Origin of the sequence: Christiangramia forsetii KT0803 (genome assembly GCF_000060345.1) — a bacterium.
Taxonomy (GTDB): Bacteria; Bacteroidota; Bacteroidia; order Flavobacteriales; family Flavobacteriaceae; genus Christiangramia; species Christiangramia forsetii.
The window spans coordinates 2,179,416-2,201,303 of record NC_008571.1; the positions used below are offsets into that span (position 1 = coordinate 2,179,416).

The window sequence follows — 21,888 nt, forward strand, 5'->3', positions numbered from 1 at the left end:
CCATCAACCTCCTTCATACCAAAATTTCAAATACTATTGAGGTCCATCCTCATCATCACATCCAAAACGAATATGTTCGTAATCTACATCATCATCACCATCAAAGTTGGCCTCGATATCATCAAGACTTAGCATCCCAGACTCAACAATTGTTGGAGGAGTTGCATAATTACCATCCCATGGCATTAAAGAAACTTCGTAATACAAATAATTTTCATCATCCTCTACACCATCTGCAGGCATTGGCAATGCAAAACATACTGGCTCTGTGAAGTACTCACCAGCGTCTGTTTGTTGTCCCTCAGGACTAACACCGGAATATAAAACTGCTCCATTACTGTCTGTCCCGTACCATATGTTTACACTGTACATAGCTGTAAAGTGACGTCCATTTTCATCACAATAGTTAGCGAAGAAACAGAAGTCTAGTGCAACATTGGTTTCTAATTCAAAAAATAAGTATCCGTATTCATTTACCATGCGTTTGTCATAGCAAAGAACTTCTACATCTACATACTTTTTAGTTCCAGCAGAAAGGTTGATAATTGTTGGTAGAGCATCATCAACATAATTTGCCAATGTAGATCCATCTTTAGGTGCTACCCAAATTAAATTATCTCCTGAATCATATACAGCGAAATCTGTAAGGATGTAAGTACCTTCTGGTAATTCTAAATCATCACTTTCCAATGTAAAATACTCAGCCTCTCCGTCATTATCATAATCTCCAGGATTTGGACTTACTGAAATTTCCAAATTTTCCGGGCCGTCATAACCTTCTCCGGTTATTGTTACAATAACATAGGAAGGAATTGCATCTGAACATAGAGGAAAACCACTAACATGTGCTTTATCCAGCTGTGCTCTATTTGTTAGATCATTTAAAACGGTAGCAAAAGAAATGCTTGCCATATTATCATCGGATATAACTGTACCCGGATTTTCTTCTTTGCTACATCCGGCAAAGACTAAAGCAATAATGATTACTGAAGCCAAATAATTTCTAATTTTTTTCATAATTCAAATTTTTAAGTATTAATATTTAGAATGGTTAAAATTGTAATCCGCTTAAAATTAAGCTTAGGTTTAATAGTTTATTAAAATGCCAACCGGAATACCGGTTGGCAAATTTTTATTTAATCATTAATTCCACAAGTAACTGTATGAACAATAATCCAGAAATCTCCATCTGTATTATTGAAATCGAAAGTGTAGTTAAGTGTGTTGGCATTTACCTCTCCATTTCTATTGTATTGTCCTGGAGCTTTCGCAACATTCCCTGATGGTTGAGCTTCACTTAAATTTACGTGCAGTTCATCCAGCGAAAATCCGGAAAATAGACTTATAGATAATTCTACATCTCCGTCTCCATTTAAGGTTACCGTTGCATTTCCAACATGAGTTCCTTTACTCAAGTCATTTTGACCTGCACCAGCCCAAATTTTATAGGTCTCGGTATCATCTGACTGATCAAAATTTTCTGCCCATCCCCATCTATTTGCGTTTGAGAAGGAATTAATGGGAGTATTACCAAACATAAATGCTGTTTCACATGCTCCACCACCATTAGTGTTCTCACAATCATCCGGAACTCCATTACCATCACTATCAACTGTATCATCTCCATCCTCACAAACATCACATCCATTAGGAACACCATCTCCGTCAATATCTTCTCCGTCATCAAATCCAGGACACTCATCACAAGCATCTCCTACACCATCCTGATCTGAATCTGCCTGATCTACATTAGATACATCTGGACAATTATCACATAATCCTCTGTAACCGTCACCATCTGAATCATCGCCTTCAATACATGGATCACTAGGACATCCAAAGAAGTTCTCAGTCCCACCTAATGTTGGACATCTATCACAAGCATCTGGAATACCATCTTGATCGGTATCAATAGTATCATCTCCTTCATCACAGATATCACATTCATCACCTACTCCATCTTCATCTGAATCTGTTTGATTTGGATTGCTATCCTCAGGACAGTTGTCACAAGCATTCCCTAAACCATCGTTATCGGAATCTGCTTGATCTGGATTGAATTCATCTGGACAATTGTCACAGCTAGCTCCCAGACCATCATCATCATTATCCTGTCCAGGACAAACGTTCTGATCTGGATCACATCCAAATCTTAAATGCTCGTAGTCTACATTATCTTCTCCATCAAAATTGGCCTCGATGTCATTAAGACTAAGTGTCCCAGTAATTACATCATCTCCAGGATTTGGATAATATCCATTCCATGGTTCTAAAGTAACTTCATAATATAAATATGGTTCATCCTCGTCCACTCCTTCAGGAGGAGATGGTAATGCGAAACATAAAGGAGCTGCAGAGAATTCCCCTTCAGCACTAATTGGTGCAGGAATATTGGTATATAACGGTGTACCATCATCATCAACACCTAACCAGATACTTACACTATAATTTGCCACAAAGTGACGATCTCCAATACAGTAGTTTGCAAAAAAGCAAAAGTCCAGAGCGGTGTTTGTTTCTAACTCAAAAAATAAATATCCATATTCGTTTACCATACGTTTATCATAGCAAAGCACGTCTACATCAACATATTTTTTTGTTCCAGCTACCAGGTTTATATTTAAAGGAAGTGGATTGTTCACAAAATTTGCAAGTGTTCCTTCTTCCTCTGTAGAAGGTGCAACCCAGATTAAATTGTCTCCGGAATCATAAACAGCAAAGAAATTAAGTAAATAGTTTCCTTCTGGTAACTCTAGATTACTATTCTCCAGAGTGAAATACTCTGCTTCTCCATCATCATCATAATCCCCGGGAGTATCACTCAGTGGGATTTCTAAAGAGGCAGGACCATCATATCCCTCACCACTAATTTGTACAACTACATATGAAGGTGTTGCTTCAGAACAAACTGGAAAATCATTCAAGTGTGCCTTTTCAGCACTTCTGGTAAGATCATTAAGCACCGTTGCGAAGGACAACGAAGCTACCTCTGGGGTCTCCAGATTTCCTGGATTTCCTTCTTCTTTACTACATGAAGTAAACAGCAGTGCAAAAACTGCCAGATAAGCGATGTAGCTTTTGATATTTTTCATAATTAATTTATTTGATTAGAAATTTTTAAACTTTTTAAAAAAACTGTGCAACACCATCCTTGTTGCTGAAATATTTCCAGTTAATCAACTTGATTTGACTGGCATTGCACAGTTAATTTTCAATCTTAATTGGTTCTCTCTAATTGACCACATGCTACTGGTAAAGTCGCTACATATTCGCCATCTACCATTCTACCATGAACCACGACTGCTTTTCGCTGCAACGGATCTATTAAACCTCTAGTTTCGCCGCTAAGCATGAACACTCTTTCATACTCAAATTTTCCATTAGCATCAGACATTGGGAAACTATCATCTGCATAATTAAGCGTTAACTGTATTGGACCATAAAATGGTGCCCCTTCTGGTATACTAATAAATCTATCGTCTCCATCCTCATCGTCATCGGCAGCACTCTCAGGAGGACAAGTAGCATTGCTATCATCTGCGAAACCATGAATGTGCTGAGGATGCATCTGGTTTGGAGTAGTATCAAAACCATAAGTATTTGTAGTAAGTTTGTTACCTTCTAGTTTTGCATATACAAAAGCAACAACTCCCGAATCATTTAAAGACTTTAAACAAGACTTATAAACCATTGCCTCATCTGTTGGGTCTGGGAAAATTGGAACGTTATCATCTCCACAATCCTCTATACCTTCTCTAAAGTGGTAGTAATCAAGGTTATCATCTCCATCAAAGAATGATCGTACTTCAGCCTCGGTAATAACACCCTGACGAATTACAGTACCGGCATCATCACTTGTATACCCAGGTCCATTTAACAGCGTAATTTCAAAGTAATACTCATCATCTGCACTAGTATCTGGCAAAGCAAAACATACCGGATCTGCAGTTGGTTCCCCATCTACTATTTCGACATTATTTGGCACATCGTTATAAAGTTGTTCTCCTTTAGCTCCGTCTTCGTAAACCCATACATCTACACTGTAAGAAGCCACAAAGTGACGTCCATTTTCATCACAATAGTTTCCGAAAATACAGAAGTCTAAGGCCTTGAAAGTTTCAAGCTCAAAAAATAAATATCCATATTCATTAACAATACGTTTGTCATAACATAAAACGTCTACGTCTAAATATTTTTTTGTTCCTGCGGACAAAAAGAATCCATCAGCAGAAATTGGATTATCTACATAATTAGCTAATTCCTCGCCTGCTAGCGGAGCAACCCATATTAGGTTATCCTCATCGTCATAGACCGCGAAATATTCTAGGGTATAGGTACCTTCCGGAAGCTCTAAGTCATCAGATTCAAGAGTGAAAAACTCATCTTCTCCATCATCATCATAGTCCCCTGGATTTGGACTAATATCAACTTCAGCAGGATTTTGCAATGTTCCAACGTTTACAGGACCAGATAATACGTAACGTACATGATCTGGTGTTGCTTCAGAACAAACTGGAAAATCAGCTAAATGAGCTTTTTGTGCAGCCTGAGCTCTTTCAGCCTGATTTAGAATTGCTCCAAAAGAGAGTGTGGCATTAGAAGCCGGATCTCCCGGCACTTCACCAGTCTCTTCTTTACTACATCCGGCCAGTAAAAGCGCGAATATTGAGCAAAACGCTAAATAATTTTTAATTCTTTTCATAATTACAAAGTTTTGGTTAATAAATATTTAGAATGGATAATAAACGATCTGTTCCGTTCATGGTACAATAGTCCACGAGGAATAAGTTTCAGTATTTTAAAATTGGATTGCTACAACTATGTAGCCTTTAGGAATAACTAAGTTTTCATAATTAGCAGTATTGGTTAATAAATATTTAGAATGGTTAATAAAATATATGTACAGCACTCCCTATGGGAGAAAAATGTATCAATAAAAAAAACTATAAGATTTGGGGGCTACGTGTAGGTTCAATATATCTAAGGGGGGACTATTCTATATTGAGTTATGTAAATTTACAAAAGTGCTTCAGTTTAAGTTATGGGGGTTTTCCCCTATAAATTCAAATTAAACACCTATTTAACAGTGTATTTTATATTTTTCAAGACATTGGGAAATCTACCAAATTATGATTAATAGCATAAATAACACTCTCTAGTATCGTTTCTGAGTTGGTTCTCTTTATAATATTTGATCTGTGCTTTTCAATGGTTTTAGGAGAAATAAACAAGGTATCTGATATCTCCTTTGTCTTATAGCCTTTACAAAGTAGTCCTATAATTTCCTTCTCTCTTTTTGTAAAGCTGAAATCAGTTAATTCACTATTCTCTTTAAAACATTTTTCAACCTGATCTGCATGGGTCCCGATATTATCATCCATAAAATATTCTTCTCCAGAAAAATCGATTAGCATAATGAATTGATCTGTTATGTTTCGGCTCAACTTAGAAAAACTGATCTTGGCATTTCTTAATTTGTCATGATGAATCAATAACGAAGTGGTGGTCACAGCTTTCATATGCTTGCCACGAGCAAAATTCCTTAGACTGGTTTTTACCTTTGCTTTATTTTCAATATTTACCAAATCAGTAAGTTTCAAACCCTCTGCATTTTCAATTCTGAAAGTATTTTTGAAGGCATCATTCATAGCGATAATATTATTCTGCTGTAGCAAAACAATTGGCTGCGCCATTAAATTAAATAGCCCCATAAAGCAATCATGCCAGTAATTGAAATTTTTTGGCGCACTGTTCTTTAGGATTATTGAAGCTATATGATCCATCTTCATCTTTTCGGGAAGATATTCATCTATCAAAGATTTATATCTTTTCTTCATGATCAGTAGATCTTTATTTCTACCATATACTATAAGGAAACTTTTCGCAAGGAAATGAGTCGACTTAAAGTTTTTAAGATTTCTGAAGTCCGAAGTTTTATTGTAAGAAGTCTTGTCAAAGAAAATAGTATCCGGTAAAAGATTGAGAGCAATATTGTAAGCTACATGAATAGACTTTTCGGAGGTGATCTCATAGTTGGCATTTACCTGTGAGATAAGTGTATCTATAAGATCCTGATCCCTACTTACAATTAGAAGTTGTTTTTTATCCATCTTCAATCCACAATTAATAATATTAATAATCTTCATTTGAATACTTAGGTATGTATTCCAGACGTCATTAGATGTCCTTAATTTTCAAAAAACAAGATTTGGGATAGGGGTTTTGGAGTATCTCAAATATAGGTGATTTCACCTATATTCAGTAAAAATTGTAGTAATATTATACTGACATTCAAATAGTTAAAAAAAAGACAAAAGCAACATTTTAGGATCCAAAGATCATTCCTTAATCCTTTTTAATATTTTAAATTCTTCTGCTTAATTTAATTACTGTAAGCTATTGCGTCAAAATTTACAGCTATCTTAACATCAGTAGATTGACAATAGCTTTCTAAATAATAATACAATAAGTAACTTTGCCACCTTGAAAAAATTTATGGCAAAAACTGAAGATAGAATTGAAGTACTCGGAGCCCGGGTTCATAATCTAAAAAATATAGATGTTAATATTCCAAGAGAAAAACTTGTTGTTATAACAGGTCTTTCAGGGTCTGGTAAATCATCCCTGGCTTTTGATACTATCTATGCCGAAGGACAAAGGCGGTATATTGAAACCTTTTCGGCTTATGCCAGGCAATTTTTAGGAAGCCTGGAGAGACCTGATGTAGATAAAATCGAAGGCCTTTCACCAGTTATTGCTATAGAACAAAAAACTACCTCTAAGAACCCTAGAAGTACTGTAGGTACTATTACCGAGATCTATGATTTTCTTCGCCTGTTATTTGCAAGAGGTGCTGAAGCTTATAGTTATAATACCGGTGAGAAAATGGTTAGTTATACCGACTCTCAAATCAAAGATCTTATCCTGGAAAAATTTCAAAACAAGAAGGTTAGTATTCTGGCGCCTGTTGTAAGAAGTAGAAAGGGGCATTACCGGGAATTATTTGAACAGATCGCAAAACAGGGCTTCATTAAAGTTAGAACAGATGAAGAAGTAGTTGATATTGAAAAGGGAATGAAGCTTGACCGCTATAAAACCCACGATATCGAGATCGTTATAGATAGACTGAAGATAGAAAACAAACCAGATTCTGATAAACGACTTGACGAAAGTATTAAAACTGCCATGTATCATGGTGATGATTCGCTAATGATCCTTGAACAGGATACTGGAAACATTAGATATTTTAGCAGAAATCTTATGTGTCCTACGACCGGTATAAGCTATCCCAGTCCCGAACCAAACAGCTTTTCATTTAACTCTCCAAAAGGAGCCTGTTCTAATTGCAATGGAATAGGCACCCTTTATACCGTGAATATTGATAAAATTATTCCAGATAAATCAAAATCGATTAAAAATGGAGGTCTGGCACCACATGGACCTCAAAAAAAGAACTGGGTCTTTTCCCAGCTAGAATTGATCTCAGAAAGGTTTGATTTCAGTTTGAATGATCCTATTAAAAAGGTTCCGGAAGAAGCTCTGGACATGATCCTCTATGGAGGGAAAGAAAAGTTCTCTCGTGAATCGAAAGCATTAGGAATAACCAGGGATTATAAAATAGATTTTGAAGGCGTAGCAACTTTTATTGAAACAACTTATAGAAATAATGATTCAACTTCATTAAGAAGATGGGCCAAAGAATATATGGACAAAGTGGTATGCCCCGTATGTGAAGGATCAAGGTTGAAAAAAGAGGCGCTCTATTTTAAAGTCAACAATAAGAATATTGCTGAATTAGCCCATCTTGATATTACCGATCTCTTTAATTGGTTTGAAGGAATTGAAAAAAAACTCAGCGCAAAGCAATTACAAATAGCAGAAGAGGTTATAAAAGAAATAAGAACGAGGCTTCAGTTTCTCCTCGATGTAGGACTAACATACCTTAATCTTAACCGCGGATCTAAATCACTTTCTGGAGGGGAAGCACAACGTATTAGACTTGCAACTCAAATTGGATCTCAACTGGTTGGAGTACTTTATATTCTAGATGAACCCAGTATCGGGCTTCATCAAAGAGATAATGAGAAGCTAATTAATTCTCTGGAGTCACTTCGAGATATAGGCAATACTGTTATTGTGGTTGAACATGATAAAGATATGATCGAAAGAGCAGATCATGTTATTGATATCGGCCCAAGGGCGGGAAAACATGGCGGAGAGATTATAAGTGAAGGAACGCCTTCAGAATTATTAAAGCACAACACACTTACTGCAGATTATCTTAGTGGTAAGAAAGAAATTCCTGTTCCGAAGAAGAGAAGAAAAGGGAACGGTAAGAAAATAGAACTAAAAGGGGCAACAGGAAATAATCTTAAAAAGGTAAATATCAGTATCCCTTTAGGAAAAATGATTGCGGTTACGGGAGTTTCAGGTAGTGGAAAATCCACCCTGATAAACGAAACACTCTACCCGATCATGAATGCCCACTATTTTAATGGGGTAAAAGTACCTAAACCTTACAAAAGCATTAAAGGCCTGGATCATATTGACAAAGTAATCGATATCAACCAAAGTCCTATTGGCCGTACTCCAAGATCTAACCCGGCAACTTATACCGGGCTATTTTCAGAAGTAAGAAGCCTTTTTGCAAAAACACCTGAGTCACTTATAAGAGGATACAAACCAGGTCGTTTTAGTTTCAATGTAAAAGGCGGTAGATGCGAAACCTGCAGAGGTGGCGGACTTAGGGTAATAGAAATGAATTTTCTGCCAGACGTTTATGTCGAATGTGAAACCTGCCAGGGAAAACGTTTCAACCGGGAAACACTGGAGATTCGCTATAAAGGAAAATCTATTGCAGATATTCTTGAAATGACTATTGATGAAGCTACTCCATTCTTTGAAAATATTCCAAAAATCTATAGGAAACTGAAAACCATTCAGGATGTAGGTCTTGGTTATATTAGTCTGGGACAGCAATCTACCACACTATCTGGCGGAGAAGCACAACGAATTAAACTTGCCACAGAACTTTCAAAAAGAGATACCGGAAATACTTTCTATATATTAGACGAGCCAACAACTGGTTTGCACTTTGAAGACATTAGAGTTTTAATGGATGTTCTTAACAGCCTAACCAATAAAGGAAATACCGTATTAATCATTGAACATAATATGGATGTTATTAAGTTAGCAGACTACATTATAGACATAGGTTATGAGGGCGGAAAAGGTGGTGGCGAAGTTGTAGCTACTGGCACTCCTGAAGAAATTATTAAAAATAAGAAAAGCTATACAGCGAAGTTCCTGAAAAAGGAATTAAAATAACCAAAAATAAATATGAAGACACATAATAGAAACAAAGCCTGGAATGAGATAAAAACAAATGATTCCTGGGCTATTTTCAAGATCATGGGGGAATTCGTAAATGGATACGAAAAATTGAGTCAGATTGGTCCCTGCGTATCTATTTTTGGATCGGCCAGAACCAAACCCGATATGAAATATTACAAGCTTGCCGAAAGAGTTGCAAAAAAAATAGTAGACCACGGCTACGGAGTAATTACAGGGGGTGGCCCCGGGATTATGGAAGCTGGTAATAAAGGTGCGCACCTTGCCGGTGGAACTTCTGTTGGATTAAATATTGATCTACCTTTTGAACAGCATGACAATCCATATATTGACAATGATAAAAGTCTGGATTTTGATTATTTCTTTGTGCGTAAAGTCATGTTTGTAAAGTATTCACAGGGCTTTGTAGTAATGCCTGGTGGTTTTGGAACTTTAGATGAACTTTTTGAGGCGATCACACTTATACAAACTCATAAAATTGACAAATTCCCTATCATTCTAGTAGGAAGCGAGTTCTGGGGAGGACTTGCAGATTGGATCAAAAAAACCTTATTAGATAGTTTCAATAATATTAGCGAAGCAGATATAGACCTTGTTCAGGTTGTAGATACTGAAGATGAGGTGATAGAAATACTTGATCAATTCTACGATGAATATAATCTAAGTCCTAATTTCTAGTTAAGGCTTTTATTGAAGGTATTAAAGTTTGTTTATATTTAGCCCTGATTGCTTATCAGTACTAAACCTATTGCTAGTTGAAAAACTTTTTCCTTTCCCTGATTATATTTATGTTTTCAGGATGGCTTTCTGCACAGAATGTCATCAATGTGAATGCTCGTCTTATAGACAGTACTCATACCATACAAATAGATCAGGAAATCACATTCGTAAATACCGAAGAAAGAGAGCTGACAAGCATTTATTTAAATGACTGGAATAATGCCTTCAGCTCTAAAACTTCATTTTTAGCTAAACGCTTTGCCGAAGATTACGCAAGGCGTTTTCATTTTGCAAAAGATAGAGAGCGAGGTTTTACTACCATACATTCGGTCGGTGAAAGATCTGGTGATTCTTTAGAATGGGATAGGCCTGGAAATGTAGTAGATCTTCTTCGAATTAAACTGAAGGATGCCCTGGCTCCTGGCGACTCCATTAGTCTAAGCTTAAATTATCAGGTAAAAGTCCCGGATGACAAATTTACCAGCTTCGGAAGAGATGACGAGGGAAACTATAAGTTGAGGTACTGGTATATGCTTCCTGCTCCACTAGACAATGGATGGAAGCTTTATAACCATAAAGATCTTGGATTGCAATATGTAAAACCTCATAAAGTAAATATATCTATTGATATCCCTACAGAGTTCTATGCCGCATCCAGTCTGGATCTAATTAGTACGCAAACAAAACCGGGATACAAAACAATACGTTTTAAAGGAGATCATCGTATAGACAGTAAGATGTACCTCACCAAAAGCTTCATTTTTGAATCGATAAAAACCAATTCAAATCAGGTTATTACCAATATAGCAGATGAAGACATCCAGTTTGATGTTAAAAATATGCTTCTTGAAAGAACGGTTAACTTTCTGAATAAAAGACTTGGAGAATATCCTCATAAAAATATTTTCGTTACTCAGGAGGATTATTCAAATAGTCCTGTTTATGGTCTTAATCAACTTCCTGGATTTATAAGACCTTTCCCCGATGGTTTCCAATATGATATTAAGCTATTCAAGACCATTACCAGTAATTATCTCGACAATACCATTTTTATAAATCCCAGAGAAGAGAAATGGGTGACAGATGCTATTATGGTTTCCTTAATGATGGATTATGTAGATGAGTATTATCCAAAAATGAAATTAATAGGAAACTTAAGCAAGGTCATAGGCCTAAGATGGTTTCATGCGGCAGATCTTGAGTTTAATGATCAATATCAATTTCTGTATATGAATGTAGCCAGGATGAATATTGATCAGCCGCTTACAACAAGTCAGGATTCGCTGGTAAAGTTCAATAAAAATATTGCAAATGCCTATAAGGCAGGTGTTGGTATTAAATATCTGGAAGAATTTCTTGGGGATGAATCGGTTAAAGAATCAATTTCTAATTTCTATTCTGAATATAAATTAAAGCCGGTAAAAGAGGAAGATTTTGTTCGCCTACTTCAGAAATATGCCAAAAAAGATATTTCATGGTTTTATGAAGATTACGTTAGTACCAATAAAAAAATCGATTTTAAGATTAGCAATGTAGATAAGCTCCGGGACTCATTAAAAGTAACCATAAAAAATCTTCGTGATAACGGGATGCCGGTAAGCTTGTATGGTTTAAAAGATGATAAGATAGTTTACAAAGAATGGGTTGAAAAAGTACGGGATACAAAAAGTCTTAAAATTCCGAATAATGACATTGACCGTCTGGCCCTTAATTATGAACAGGAAATCCCTGAGTTTAATCAAAGAAATAATTATAAAGGGATAAATAAACTTTTTAATAAACCGCTTCAGTTTAGATTATTTCAGGATATAGAAGACCCAAGGTATAATCAGATATTTTTTATGCCGGAATTTGAGTACAACCTTTATGACGGTATAGCAATAGGCCCGAAATTATATAACAAAACCGTTCTTAGCAAAACCTTCAATTTTTCAATTACACCCAAATACGGTTTTACCAGTAAAACTGTGGTAGGCTCCGCTTCCTTTTACAATGCCCATCAATTTGAAAATAAAGACCTCAATTTAATTTATTATGGAATTGGTGGCTCGCGTTTTTCCTACGGCTATGATCTGTTTTACGAGAAATTTACACCCTTTCTGGTATTCTCTTTCCGGAATTCTTATTTAAGAAGTAACGAAAGGCAACGACTTTCCATAAGAAACATTAATGTAAAGAGAGACCAAAATCCCGAAGATCCATTACTCTTTCCAGATTATAATGTTTTAAACGTCAATTATAGCTATAGTAATCCAAACTTTCTAAAGCACTTAACTGCATCCCTGGATTATCAACTTTCAGATAAATTCAGCAAGGTTTCTGTAACGGCAGAATACCGGAAATTATTCACCAATAACAGACAAATTAACGTACGGTTTTTTGCGGGTACATTTTTATACAATGATGTTCGCGATAATGATTATTTCAGTTTTGCCTTAGACAGGCCCACCGATTATTTATTTGATTATAACTATTACGGTCGAAGCCAGGGAAGTGGTCTCTTCAGCCAGCAAATTATTGTTGCTGAAGGTGGTTTCAAATCTCAACTTCAACCAGAATATGCCAACGAATGGATTGGAACTATAAATGCCAGTACTAATATCTGGAAATGGATCTATGCCTATGGAGATGTGGGAATTGTAAAAAACAAGGGGGATAACGGGAAACTTTTGTACGATTCTGGGGTAAGAGTAAGTCTGGTTCAGGATTATTTTGAACTCTTCTTTCCTGTTTACTCAAATCTAGGGTGGGAAATTGGACAACCGGATTATGACCAGAGAATCCGGTTTATTGTAGCATTAGATATCAATACACTTATAAGACTGTTTACAAGGCGCTGGTATTGAGCAGATAAATTATTTTGTTAATACATCCTTACTGTAATTTCGATATTAGCAACAGATTCATAATACTGAAGTGTTTAATTCTGAAATTAATAATAAATAAAGGTTAAAATTATATTATTATCAATTTTTGCTCTAAAATTTGAATTGTATTTAATCATACTTTTCGTTACATTTGTTACCATTCAAAATTATGTTCATGCAAAGCGAAACACAAACTGAAAATTCAATTTCATTTGATGAATTCAAATCTCAAGTACTTGAAGATTATAGAACTGCTGTAACTAGCAGGGAATGTAGCCTTTTAGGACGAAGAGAAGTACTTACAGGGAAGGCAAAGTTCGGAATATTTGGTGATGGAAAGGAAGTACCACAGTTGGCTATGGCCAAAGCTTTTAAGAATGGGGATTTTAGATCGGGTTATTACCGTGATCAAACCTTTATGATGGCTATTAATGAACTTACTCCGCAACAACTTTTTGCCGGCTTATACGCCGATACCAATATAGACAATGAGCCTATGTCTGGTGGCCGCCAAATGGGTGGCCATTTTATGACGCATAGCCTTGACGAAAATGGAGATTGGAAGAATTTGATGGAACAAAAAAATTCGAGTTCCGATATTTCTCCAACCGCAGGACAGATGCCTCGTTTACTTGGATTGGCTCAGGCTTCAAAGATCTACAGAAATGTTGATGGCCTTAAGGCAGATAATTTTTCTGATAAAGGAAATGAGATTGCCTGGGGAACCATTGGAAATGCTAGTACTAGTGAAGGTCATTTTTGGGAAACTATCAATGCCGCAGGAGTTCTTCAAGTTCCAATGATAATGAATGTCTGGGATGATGAATATGGGATCTCAGTTCATGCTAAACACCAAACAACTAAGGAAAATATATCAGAAATTCTTAAAGGCTTTCAAAGAGATGAGAATAATGATGGTTACGAAATACTTGTTGTAGAGGGTTGGAATTATCCGGCTTTAGTAGACACTTATCAAAAAGCAGCTGAAATTGCCCGTAAGGAGCACTGTCCTGTTCTTATTCATGTAATTGAATTAACACAGCCACAGGGTCATTCAACTTCAGGATCTCATGAGAGATATAAGTCTGAAGATAGGCTGAAATGGGAGAAAGAATACGATTGTAATCTAAAGTTTAGAGAATGGGTGATCGAAAATGATTTTGCTACTGCAGATCAATTAAATGAACTCGAAAAAAAGATCAAAAAAGAAATTAGAGGTGCTAAACAAGGTGCCTGGTCTTCTTATTTGAATCCAACTCTTAAAAAGCAGAAAGAGTTGGTTAAACTTCTGGAGGCTACGGCAACTTCAAGTTCTAACTCAAACTTCATTAACTCTATTAAGAAAGAGGTTGCTGGAAATAAAGAACCTTTAAAGAAAGACCTGGTTTCTGCGGCTAGAAAAACGCTAAGATATCTTATAGGTGAAGAAACTGCTGAAAAAAGTGCCATTATAAACTGGCTAAATGATTTTTCAGAATTAGCATTTAGCGACTATTCTTCACATTTATACAAAGAAGAAGATACTCAAATTGAGGTTTTACCTGAATATGATGATGATTCACAAGAGGTTGATGCACGAATTATTTTAAGGGATAACTTTGATGCTATCTTCAGCAAACATCCTGACACTCTTATTTTTGGGGAAGATGCCGGTGAAATTGGTGATGTAAACCAGGGGCTTGAAGGACTTCAAAAGAAATATGGAAAATTCAGGGTTTCAGATACAGGTATTAGAGAAGCAACTATATTAGGTCAGGGAATCGGAATGGCCATGCGTGGATTAAGACCCATCGCTGAAATTCAATACTTAGATTACGTAATGTATTGTCTTCAGGGCATGAGCGATGATCTTGCTACCGTACACTATCGTACCAAAGGAAAACAAAAAGCACCGCTTATTGTTAGAACAAGAGGTCACAGACTGGAAGGTATCTGGCATAGCGGATCACAAATGGGTGGTTTCCTAAACCTTTTAAGAGGTATGTATGTGCTTGTCCCAAGAAACATGACGAAAGCTGCCGGATTTTACAATTCATTATTAGAGCTTGATACTCCGGCTATGGTCATAGAATGCCTAAATGGATATCGTCTAAAGGAAAAGCTTCCAACTAACTTAGGAGAGCTTAAAACACCTATTGGCGTAACAGAAACAGTTCGTGAAGGAAGGGACATCACGTTGGTTTCTTATGGTTCTACTCTAAGAATTGTTGAAGAGGTTGCTAAAGAATTAACTGAAGTCGATATTAATGCAGAAGTTATAGATATACAGTCTTTACTTCCGTTCGATATTAACCATGATATTGTAAAGAGTGTTAAAAAAACAAACCGTTTATTAGTAATCGATGAAGATGTTCCGGGTGGAGCTTCAGCATTTATACTTCAAAACATTCTTGATAAGCAAAATGCGTATAGATTTTTGGATAGCAAGCCTCAAACGCTAACCGCTAAAGAGCATAGACCGGCTTACGGAACTGATGGCGATTACTTCTCAAAACCTTCAGCCGAAGATATTTTTGAAAAAGTTTATGCTATTATGCACGAAACAAATCCAAAGAAATATCCAAAATTGAGATAAGTCAAAATAGATATATATTTAAAAGAGCCGCGAAGTTATTCGCGGCTCTTTTATTTATTTTAACCTTACCTTATAATTATCTTCTGATATAAAGCTTTCTAAAATCGTAATTTTAGATAAGTCTTAAAAGAATTGATATGAATGAGGAAATTAAAGATATAATAAGCACCCACGAGCGATCAGGTAAATATTTAGAAGTAAATGGTATAAAAACCTTTGCTTTAGATCGAGGGAGTGGTGAAGCTGTGTTCTGTATACATGGAGTACCTACTTCCTCCTATTTATATCGAAAGGTCATAGATTCATTGGCTGCAAAAGGTTTTCGTGGTGTATCTGTAGATCTTCCCGGGCTTGGTCTGGCAGACAGGCCGGAAGATTTTAATTACGACTTTAATAACTTTGCTGATTTTCTCGCTGAGTGTTTAAAAGAGTTGAACATTGATAAATTTCATTTAGTGGTTCATGATATTGGAGCTCCCATAGGCTTTGCCTTAGCTGCAAAAAATCTGGAAAAGGTACATTCCCTTACCATTTTGAATTCAATGATAGATATTCAGAATTTTGATAAGCCTCTGGTAATGCGCCCCTTTGAAAAGAAACTGCTGGGAGAAATTGAGCTTAAAACGATCACTCATACCACCTGGCCAATTATGTTTTCACAAATGGGAGTAAATGATACCTCTAAAATTCCTTCTGCTGAAATAAAAGCCTACGTAGATCTTTTAAAAAGAAAAGACGATGGTAAAGCCTTTCTTAAGATCATGAGAAATTTCAATCAGACTGAGAAGTTTCAGGCGCAAATTCTGAAAGCTCTAAAAAATGTTGATTACCCTATTCAGGCTATTTGGGGAAAGGATGATCCCGCTCTTACTTATGACCATTACAAAGAAGAGTTAGAGAAATACACCGATTCACAGGAAACGCATTTACTTTCCTCAAGACATTTTCTACAAGAAGAAGTCTATGAAGAAATAGCAGAGAAGATCGCAACCTTCGCCCGAAAAGCTTAATTATATACTATAAATTTCTAAATCAAATTACTCAGTACTGAATACTGAAATTTAAGGAATCCATTTTTTATCAAAATTCGGCTTTCTTTTTTCCAGAAAAGCATCCCTGCCTTCTTTGGCTTCATCTGTCATATAAGCCAGCCTGGTAACTTCGCCTGCAAAAACCTGCTGACCAACCATACCATCATCTGTCATGTTCATGGCAAATTTTAGCATCTTAATTGAAGTTGGCGATTTCTCCATGATCTCCTGGGCCCATTTATAAGCCGTATCTTCTAATTCATCATGAGGAATTACAGCATTTACCATTCCCATTTCGTAAGCTTCCTGGGCTGAGTAATTTCTACCTAAAAAGAAGATCTCACGAGCTTTCTTCTGTCCTACCATTTTTGCAAGATATGCTGAACCGTACCCGGCATCAAAACTCGTTACATCCGCATCGGTTTGCTTAAAGATCGCATGTTCTTTACTCGCAAGTGTAAGATCACAAACTACGTGAAGACTATGACCTCCACCAACAGCCCAACCTGGCACCACGCAAATTACCGCCTTTGGCATAAAACGTATTAACCTTTGAACTTCAAGTATATTTAGACGGTGATACCCATCTTCTCCTACATAACCCTGATGACCACGTGCTTTTTGATCTCCGCCACTGCAAAAAGCCCATTTCCCATCTTTTGATGATGGCCCTTCTGCAGATAGCAATACCACTCCAACAGAGGTGTCCTCATGAGCATTATGAAAAGCGTCCAGTAATTCTGAAGTAGTCTTAGGCCGAAATGCATTTCTAACATCAGGTCGGTTAAAAGCGATCCTTGCAACTCCTCCTGATTTCTTATAAGTGATATCTTCGTATTCCTTTACTGTTTTCCAGTCAGTTTTAGACATGATAATTATTTTAAGGTAAAAATAGAGCTTTCCATTCATTTCAGAAAGCTGAATAAAAAAAGCCTGTCAGAATAAACCAACAGGCATTATTTTAAAGTGAAAAATTACTTCATATATTTTGCCATTAACGGCTGAAGTTCCATTCCCCAGGCCTGACCAATTTCCATTCCTTTTTTAGTAAGTTCCGGAGTTACAGCCACCATTTTCTTCCCAATAGGAGTTGCATAAAATTCGAGGATTTCATCGATTTCCTCTTCCGTAAAACTCTCAGTATAAACAGTCGCCATTTTCTTATAAAGTCCTTGTGTGCTTTCAGCAAGTTCCTTTTTAAATGCTTCACGATCTTCTTCAGGAACCATCTCAACAATAGGCTCAGTCATAATATCAAATTGCTGGCCAGCAGTTAACTTGATAAGTTTTACTGCCTTTCCTTCAAAAGAATCAGCTTCCTGAGCGAATGAAGTTAAACTGATAGCAAGAATACTTAGGGTAAAAATAATTTTTTTCATAATTGGCTTTAGATTGTATATTTTCATCACGAAAATAAAGGTTTATTAGATTTGAAGAATAATATACTACGGCATTTTTTTTATGAATTTCCTATTTTCTAAAAGCGAAATATATAGTTTGCACTGTTTTTGATGTAAACTCAAAAAAGAATTAAATGAAACTTCGGTTACTTTTTATACTGCTATTAACTGGAACTCTGGCACAGGCTCAGGAATACTGGGATCGTGAAGATTTCGAGATTAGTAACAGAAGTATTGAAAATACCTGGAGGGAGTTCAGCTTCAACTGGCAGGCTCAGTCTAATTTTAACCTTCCCGATGGTTCATTTTTACACTTAAAAAATCATATCCAGGATGATCAGATAGACATGCTTGCAGCAATTGATAAAATGAACAGAAATCGTATTCAGCAAGAAGTAGATCTAGGTTCTCCTCTACCTCAGCGTAAAACAGAAAAGAAAATTTTTGAAATTTCAGCAGAACTTAGAACGAGGGATAAAGATGATATATTTATGAATCCATATTATCCAACATTTCTAAATAGTTATAATCAACGTGGCTTTGGCTCCAGAAGATATACCAATCCCTATAATTACAATTATTAGCCTATTCTTCCTTTAAGATTAGACCGTCTTCTTTGATTTCGATTAATCGCTGTTTGTAAAGTGTCCCTACTGCCTTTTTAAAACTCTTTTTACTCATTTGAAGCCTACTCTTGATATCATCAGGAGCAGATTTATCGGTTAGATCCAAAAAGCCGCCGGCATTTTTGATTTTGTCCAATATTTTCTGAGCATTCGGTTCAATACTTCTATATCCGGGTCTTTGAAGCGTAATATCAATCTTGTTATCCTCCCTTATCTTTTTAATAAAACCTTTGATGGAATCTCCAATATGCAATGGTTTAAAAACTTCATCATGATAAATCAAACCAAGATGTAATTGGTTGATGATCAAATTAAATCCCAGATCGGTATGATTACTAACCAGTAAATCCACCTCGTCAAATGGTTTCACAGTTAACACCGAATTATCAAGGAAAGAGTGAACTTTTGACGAAGCCGCTAACCGCTCTGTTTCCAGATCAAGGTAGCAAAAAACAAGATATTTTTCTCCCTTTTGCATGGGAATCACTTGTTCCTTGAATGGAACGAACAAATGTTTTTCCAGCCCCCAATCCAGAAAAGCTCCAAATTTACTTACTTCAACACAGGTGAGATTGGTAAATTGATCACGCTTAATCTTAGGCTTAAGCGTAGTAGCTACAGGTCTTTCTTCATGATCTAGATATACAAAAACCTTGATTTTATCGTGAACCATCCAGGTTTCAGGAACATATTTATTAGGAAGTAACACCTCATCCCCCTCTTCATTTTCAAGATAGATACCATGATCGGTTTCCCTAATAATTATCAAATCGTGAAATTCACCTAACTGGATCATAAACTAAAATTTAGCGTACAAAGATACTGTTAATCACATATAAAAAAATCCGTTTTAAGAATTATACTCAAAACGGATTAATTTTATAAATTATCTACTAATTGTACAAGCTCTCTTTTCCAAAATATTTGGTAAGGAGATAATAGATAACCACTCGGTATTTATTTCTATTGGACTTTCCGTATTTTTCAAGAACCTGGTTAATTGCATCATCAGCTTTTTCTTCGTCGGTCACTCCCAGCTTCTTCATTACAAAGTTTTTCTTTACTGTCTCCACCTCAGATTCACTGGAAGCAGCAACAGTTTCAGCGTCTGCATTATAAATGCTTGGTCCCATAGAAGCAGCTATTTTTCTTATAAGATCTACATCGGGATTATCTTCTCCAATTTTAGACCTTACATCATCAATATATTGTCCTACTTTTTCATCCAGTTTACTCATAATTTATTTTTTAGGTTAAACTTCCCCACAATATAATAAATATGAATTTCATAAGACTTTCGGCAAAGTTTAAGATTTCATAAAATTGAAGTATTCTAAGAGAACTTCATCATTAATTTTTCTTGGAGTGAAAATTTCAAGAAGCTTGGGCTTACCAGATTCCGAATAGAAATCTTTCATCACTTTCTGAATCTCTTCTTCGGAATTTGCCTTCTCATAATCAAAATTATAAAGATCACATATTGGCTTTGCTTTCAAATTATGAGTAGTTTCAAAATATTTTTCAAAATTCTCCGAATTCTTATTTCCCGGAAGTATTCTAAAAATCCCTCCCCCATTATTATTCAAAATAATGATCCTGAAATTTGAAGGAATATAATTGTTCCATAAAGCATTGCTATCATAAAAAAAGCTAAGATCTCCGGTAATAATTGTTACAGGCTCTTCTGAACTTACCGATGCTCCTACCGCCGTTGAAACACTTCCATCTATCCCACTAGTTCCCCGGTTGCAATAAATTTTTAAACTTTTGTCCCATTCAAAAAGCTGGGCATATCTTATGGTTGAACTATTTCCAAAATGTAACACCGAATTCTTTGGTATTTTCTGATAGATCTCCTGCATAGCCTTTAGATCTGAATATGGAATCTCCGCCATATAATCTTCATGTCTATGCTGCCTTTTTCCTTTAATGTCTTTCCAGAAAGAACCATAATCACTTTCAGTTCTTTTAGTAAGCGGAAAAAATTCTGAAAAGAACGAATTTACATCTGTTTCAAAATGTTTATTTAGACAGAAGAATGTGTTATAGGCTTTTTTTGAATCTATATGCCAGTGATGCTGCGGACTGTAATTTCTCAGAAAAGATTTGATCTTCTTAGAAACGATCATTCCGCCAAAAGTGAGTAGAATGTCTGGCTGAAGTCTATTAAATAACTCCTCCCTATTTTCATCCTTTTCTATAGGGCCTATTAAAGTATCTATCCTGGTAAAAAATTGCTCCTGATGTAAATTAGAGGTTGTCTCAGTTAAAACAATCACACTGGGGTCGGTCGCCAGTCCCTCCAGAAATTTCTGTTCTACAGCATTCGGCTGGGCAACTCCTACAATCACCATTTTCCTTTCAGCCCGGTTCCATTCATTCGCATAATTCTGAAGTTGCTTTTCAGAATAATGCCTTTCTTTAATTTCAGGAAATATTTGAAGAGGATTCACGTTTATATTCTCCACAGTATCATAGAGAGGTTCATAAAACGGAACATTTATATGAACCGGCCCTTTTTCCTCAATAGCTTTATTAAGGGCAAGATTCACTTCCCGCTCATTATGCTTTTGTGCTTCAAATTGTTTTTGCTGAAGTTTGGGATCTTGCGACTGATTTTCCAGAACAAGTTCAGAATATAGGTTAGCCGAATAAAGAATATGATTCTCAAAAACATTCTTTTGTCTGATCGTCTGCCCGTCTCCAATATCAATTCGTTCAATTGGCCTATCTGCTGAAATGATCACTAATGGGATGTCACTATAATAAGCCTCGGCTATTGCCGGATAATAGTTAAGTAATGCCGACCCTGAAGTACATACTAAAGCCACAGGCTTTTTCAATTCCTGGGCCAGTCCCAATGCAAAAAAAGCTGCACAACGTTCATCTACGATGCTGTAAGGAGTTATTTCATCATGATGCGTAAAACCTATGGTTAGCGGTGCATTTCTGGAACCGGGAGAAATTACCACATGTTTGATATCTTTTGCCACGCACAAAGCAACCACCGAGCGGGCAACAGGAATTTTCGAGTACTTCATAGAAGTCCAAAATTACAAATAAAAAATTTCTTGAAATGGACTATTTCCAAGACAGAATGGTCTGAAAGCCCAGAAATACCAAAACAACTTTATAATGGGAACTCGATATTATCAATTTGTAATTTCAACAGAGTGAAGTATGAATAACGAGAAATCTTATAGTAATAAGATTCCTCCTCATACTTCGTTCGGAATGACCTTCAGGTTTTATTTTTAATCTTAACTACATTATAACAATACAATTATTGAACTCAGGAAGTTCAATGACTAGTTTACA

General features: G+C 36.1%; 15 protein-coding genes. 6 read left to right on the plus strand and 9 right to left on the minus strand.

Annotated features, from left to right (window positions below):
- Window positions 1-33: 33 nt before the first annotated feature.
- The 4 genes from GFO_RS09685 to GFO_RS09700 form a co-directional block, all read right to left on the minus strand.
- Entirely contained in the window at window positions 34-1,017 is a 984-nt protein-coding gene (locus tag GFO_RS09685; protein WP_011709929.1) for a hypothetical protein, read from the minus strand.
- Between the two features lie 119 nt (window positions 1,018-1,136).
- Complete coding sequence (locus GFO_RS17295) at window positions 1,137-3,092, minus strand: thrombospondin type 3 repeat-containing protein (protein WP_011709930.1); 1,956 nt, start codon at window positions 3,090-3,092, stop codon at window positions 1,137-1,139.
- A gap of 125 nt (window positions 3,093-3,217) precedes the next feature.
- On the minus strand, window positions 3,218-4,702 hold the full coding sequence (locus GFO_RS17300; RefSeq protein ID WP_011709931.1) for a hypothetical protein: 1,485 nt from the start codon (window positions 4,700-4,702) through the stop codon (window positions 3,218-3,220).
- Window positions 4,703-5,102: 400 nt separating this feature from the next.
- Window positions 5,103-6,146 carry a helix-turn-helix transcriptional regulator gene (locus tag GFO_RS09700; protein ID WP_011709932.1) on the minus strand — a complete coding sequence of 348 codons (1,044 nt, stop codon included), beginning with the start codon at window positions 6,144-6,146 and terminating at the stop codon, window positions 5,103-5,105.
- A gap of 349 nt (window positions 6,147-6,495) precedes the next feature.
- Between GFO_RS09700 and uvrA the strand changes: the two genes are divergently transcribed.
- The 5 genes from uvrA to GFO_RS09725 all read left to right on the plus strand — a co-directional run bounded on the left by uvrA (window position 6,496) and on the right by GFO_RS09725 (window position 16,523).
- A complete protein-coding gene (gene uvrA / locus GFO_RS09705; RefSeq protein ID WP_011709933.1) occupies window positions 6,496-9,327 on the plus strand; it encodes an excinuclease ABC subunit UvrA in 2,832 nt (943 codons plus the stop codon).
- 12 nt (window positions 9,328-9,339) lie between these two features.
- Window positions 9,340-10,029, plus strand: a complete 690-nt coding sequence (locus GFO_RS09710) for an LOG family protein (protein ID WP_011709934.1) — start codon at window positions 9,340-9,342, stop codon at window positions 10,027-10,029.
- 77 nt (window positions 10,030-10,106) lie between these two features.
- Window positions 10,107-12,917, plus strand: coding sequence for a gluzincin family metallopeptidase (locus tag GFO_RS09715; RefSeq protein ID WP_229664734.1), 2,811 nt, complete (start codon window positions 10,107-10,109; stop codon window positions 12,915-12,917).
- A 196-nt stretch (window positions 12,918-13,113) separates the two neighbouring features.
- Window positions 13,114-15,513: an alpha-ketoacid dehydrogenase subunit alpha/beta gene (locus GFO_RS09720; RefSeq protein WP_041250079.1), complete on the plus strand. Its 2,400-nt coding sequence runs from the start codon at window positions 13,114-13,116 to the stop codon at window positions 15,511-15,513.
- A 137-nt stretch (window positions 15,514-15,650) separates the two neighbouring features.
- Window positions 15,651-16,523 (plus strand): alpha/beta fold hydrolase, encoded by an 873-nt coding sequence (locus GFO_RS09725; RefSeq protein WP_011709937.1) that lies wholly within the window; start codon window positions 15,651-15,653, stop codon window positions 16,521-16,523.
- A 51-nt stretch (window positions 16,524-16,574) separates the two neighbouring features.
- On the opposite strand, the gene GFO_RS09730 is transcribed toward GFO_RS09725, so the two are convergent.
- Window positions 16,575-17,414: a 1,4-dihydroxy-2-naphthoyl-CoA synthase gene (locus GFO_RS09730; protein ID WP_041250080.1), complete on the minus strand. Its 840-nt coding sequence runs from the start codon at window positions 17,412-17,414 to the stop codon at window positions 16,575-16,577.
- A gap of 104 nt (window positions 17,415-17,518) precedes the next feature.
- Window positions 17,519-17,923 (minus strand): DUF2059 domain-containing protein, encoded by a 405-nt coding sequence (locus GFO_RS09735; RefSeq protein WP_041250081.1) that lies wholly within the window; start codon window positions 17,921-17,923, stop codon window positions 17,519-17,521.
- A 155-nt stretch (window positions 17,924-18,078) separates the two neighbouring features.
- Here GFO_RS09735 and GFO_RS09740 point away from each other — a divergent pair, with 155 nt between their 5' ends.
- Complete coding sequence (locus tag GFO_RS09740) at window positions 18,079-18,528, plus strand: hypothetical protein (RefSeq protein ID WP_011709940.1); 450 nt, start codon at window positions 18,079-18,081, stop codon at window positions 18,526-18,528.
- Window position 18,529: 1 nt separating this feature from the next.
- On the opposite strand, the gene GFO_RS09745 is transcribed toward GFO_RS09740, so the two are convergent.
- The 3 genes from GFO_RS09745 to menD form a co-directional block, all read right to left on the minus strand.
- Window positions 18,530-19,366 carry a CvfB family protein gene (locus GFO_RS09745; protein WP_011709941.1) on the minus strand — a complete coding sequence of 279 codons (837 nt, stop codon included), beginning with the start codon at window positions 19,364-19,366 and terminating at the stop codon, window positions 18,530-18,532.
- Between the two features lie 97 nt (window positions 19,367-19,463).
- A complete protein-coding gene (locus GFO_RS09750) occupies window positions 19,464-19,808 on the minus strand; it encodes a DUF2853 family protein (protein WP_011709942.1) in 345 nt (114 codons plus the stop codon).
- Between the two features lie 69 nt (window positions 19,809-19,877).
- Complete coding sequence (menD, locus tag GFO_RS09755) at window positions 19,878-21,611, minus strand: 2-succinyl-5-enolpyruvyl-6-hydroxy-3-cyclohexene-1-carboxylic-acid synthase (protein WP_011709943.1); 1,734 nt, start codon at window positions 21,609-21,611, stop codon at window positions 19,878-19,880.
- Window positions 21,612-21,888: the final 277 nt, after the last annotated feature.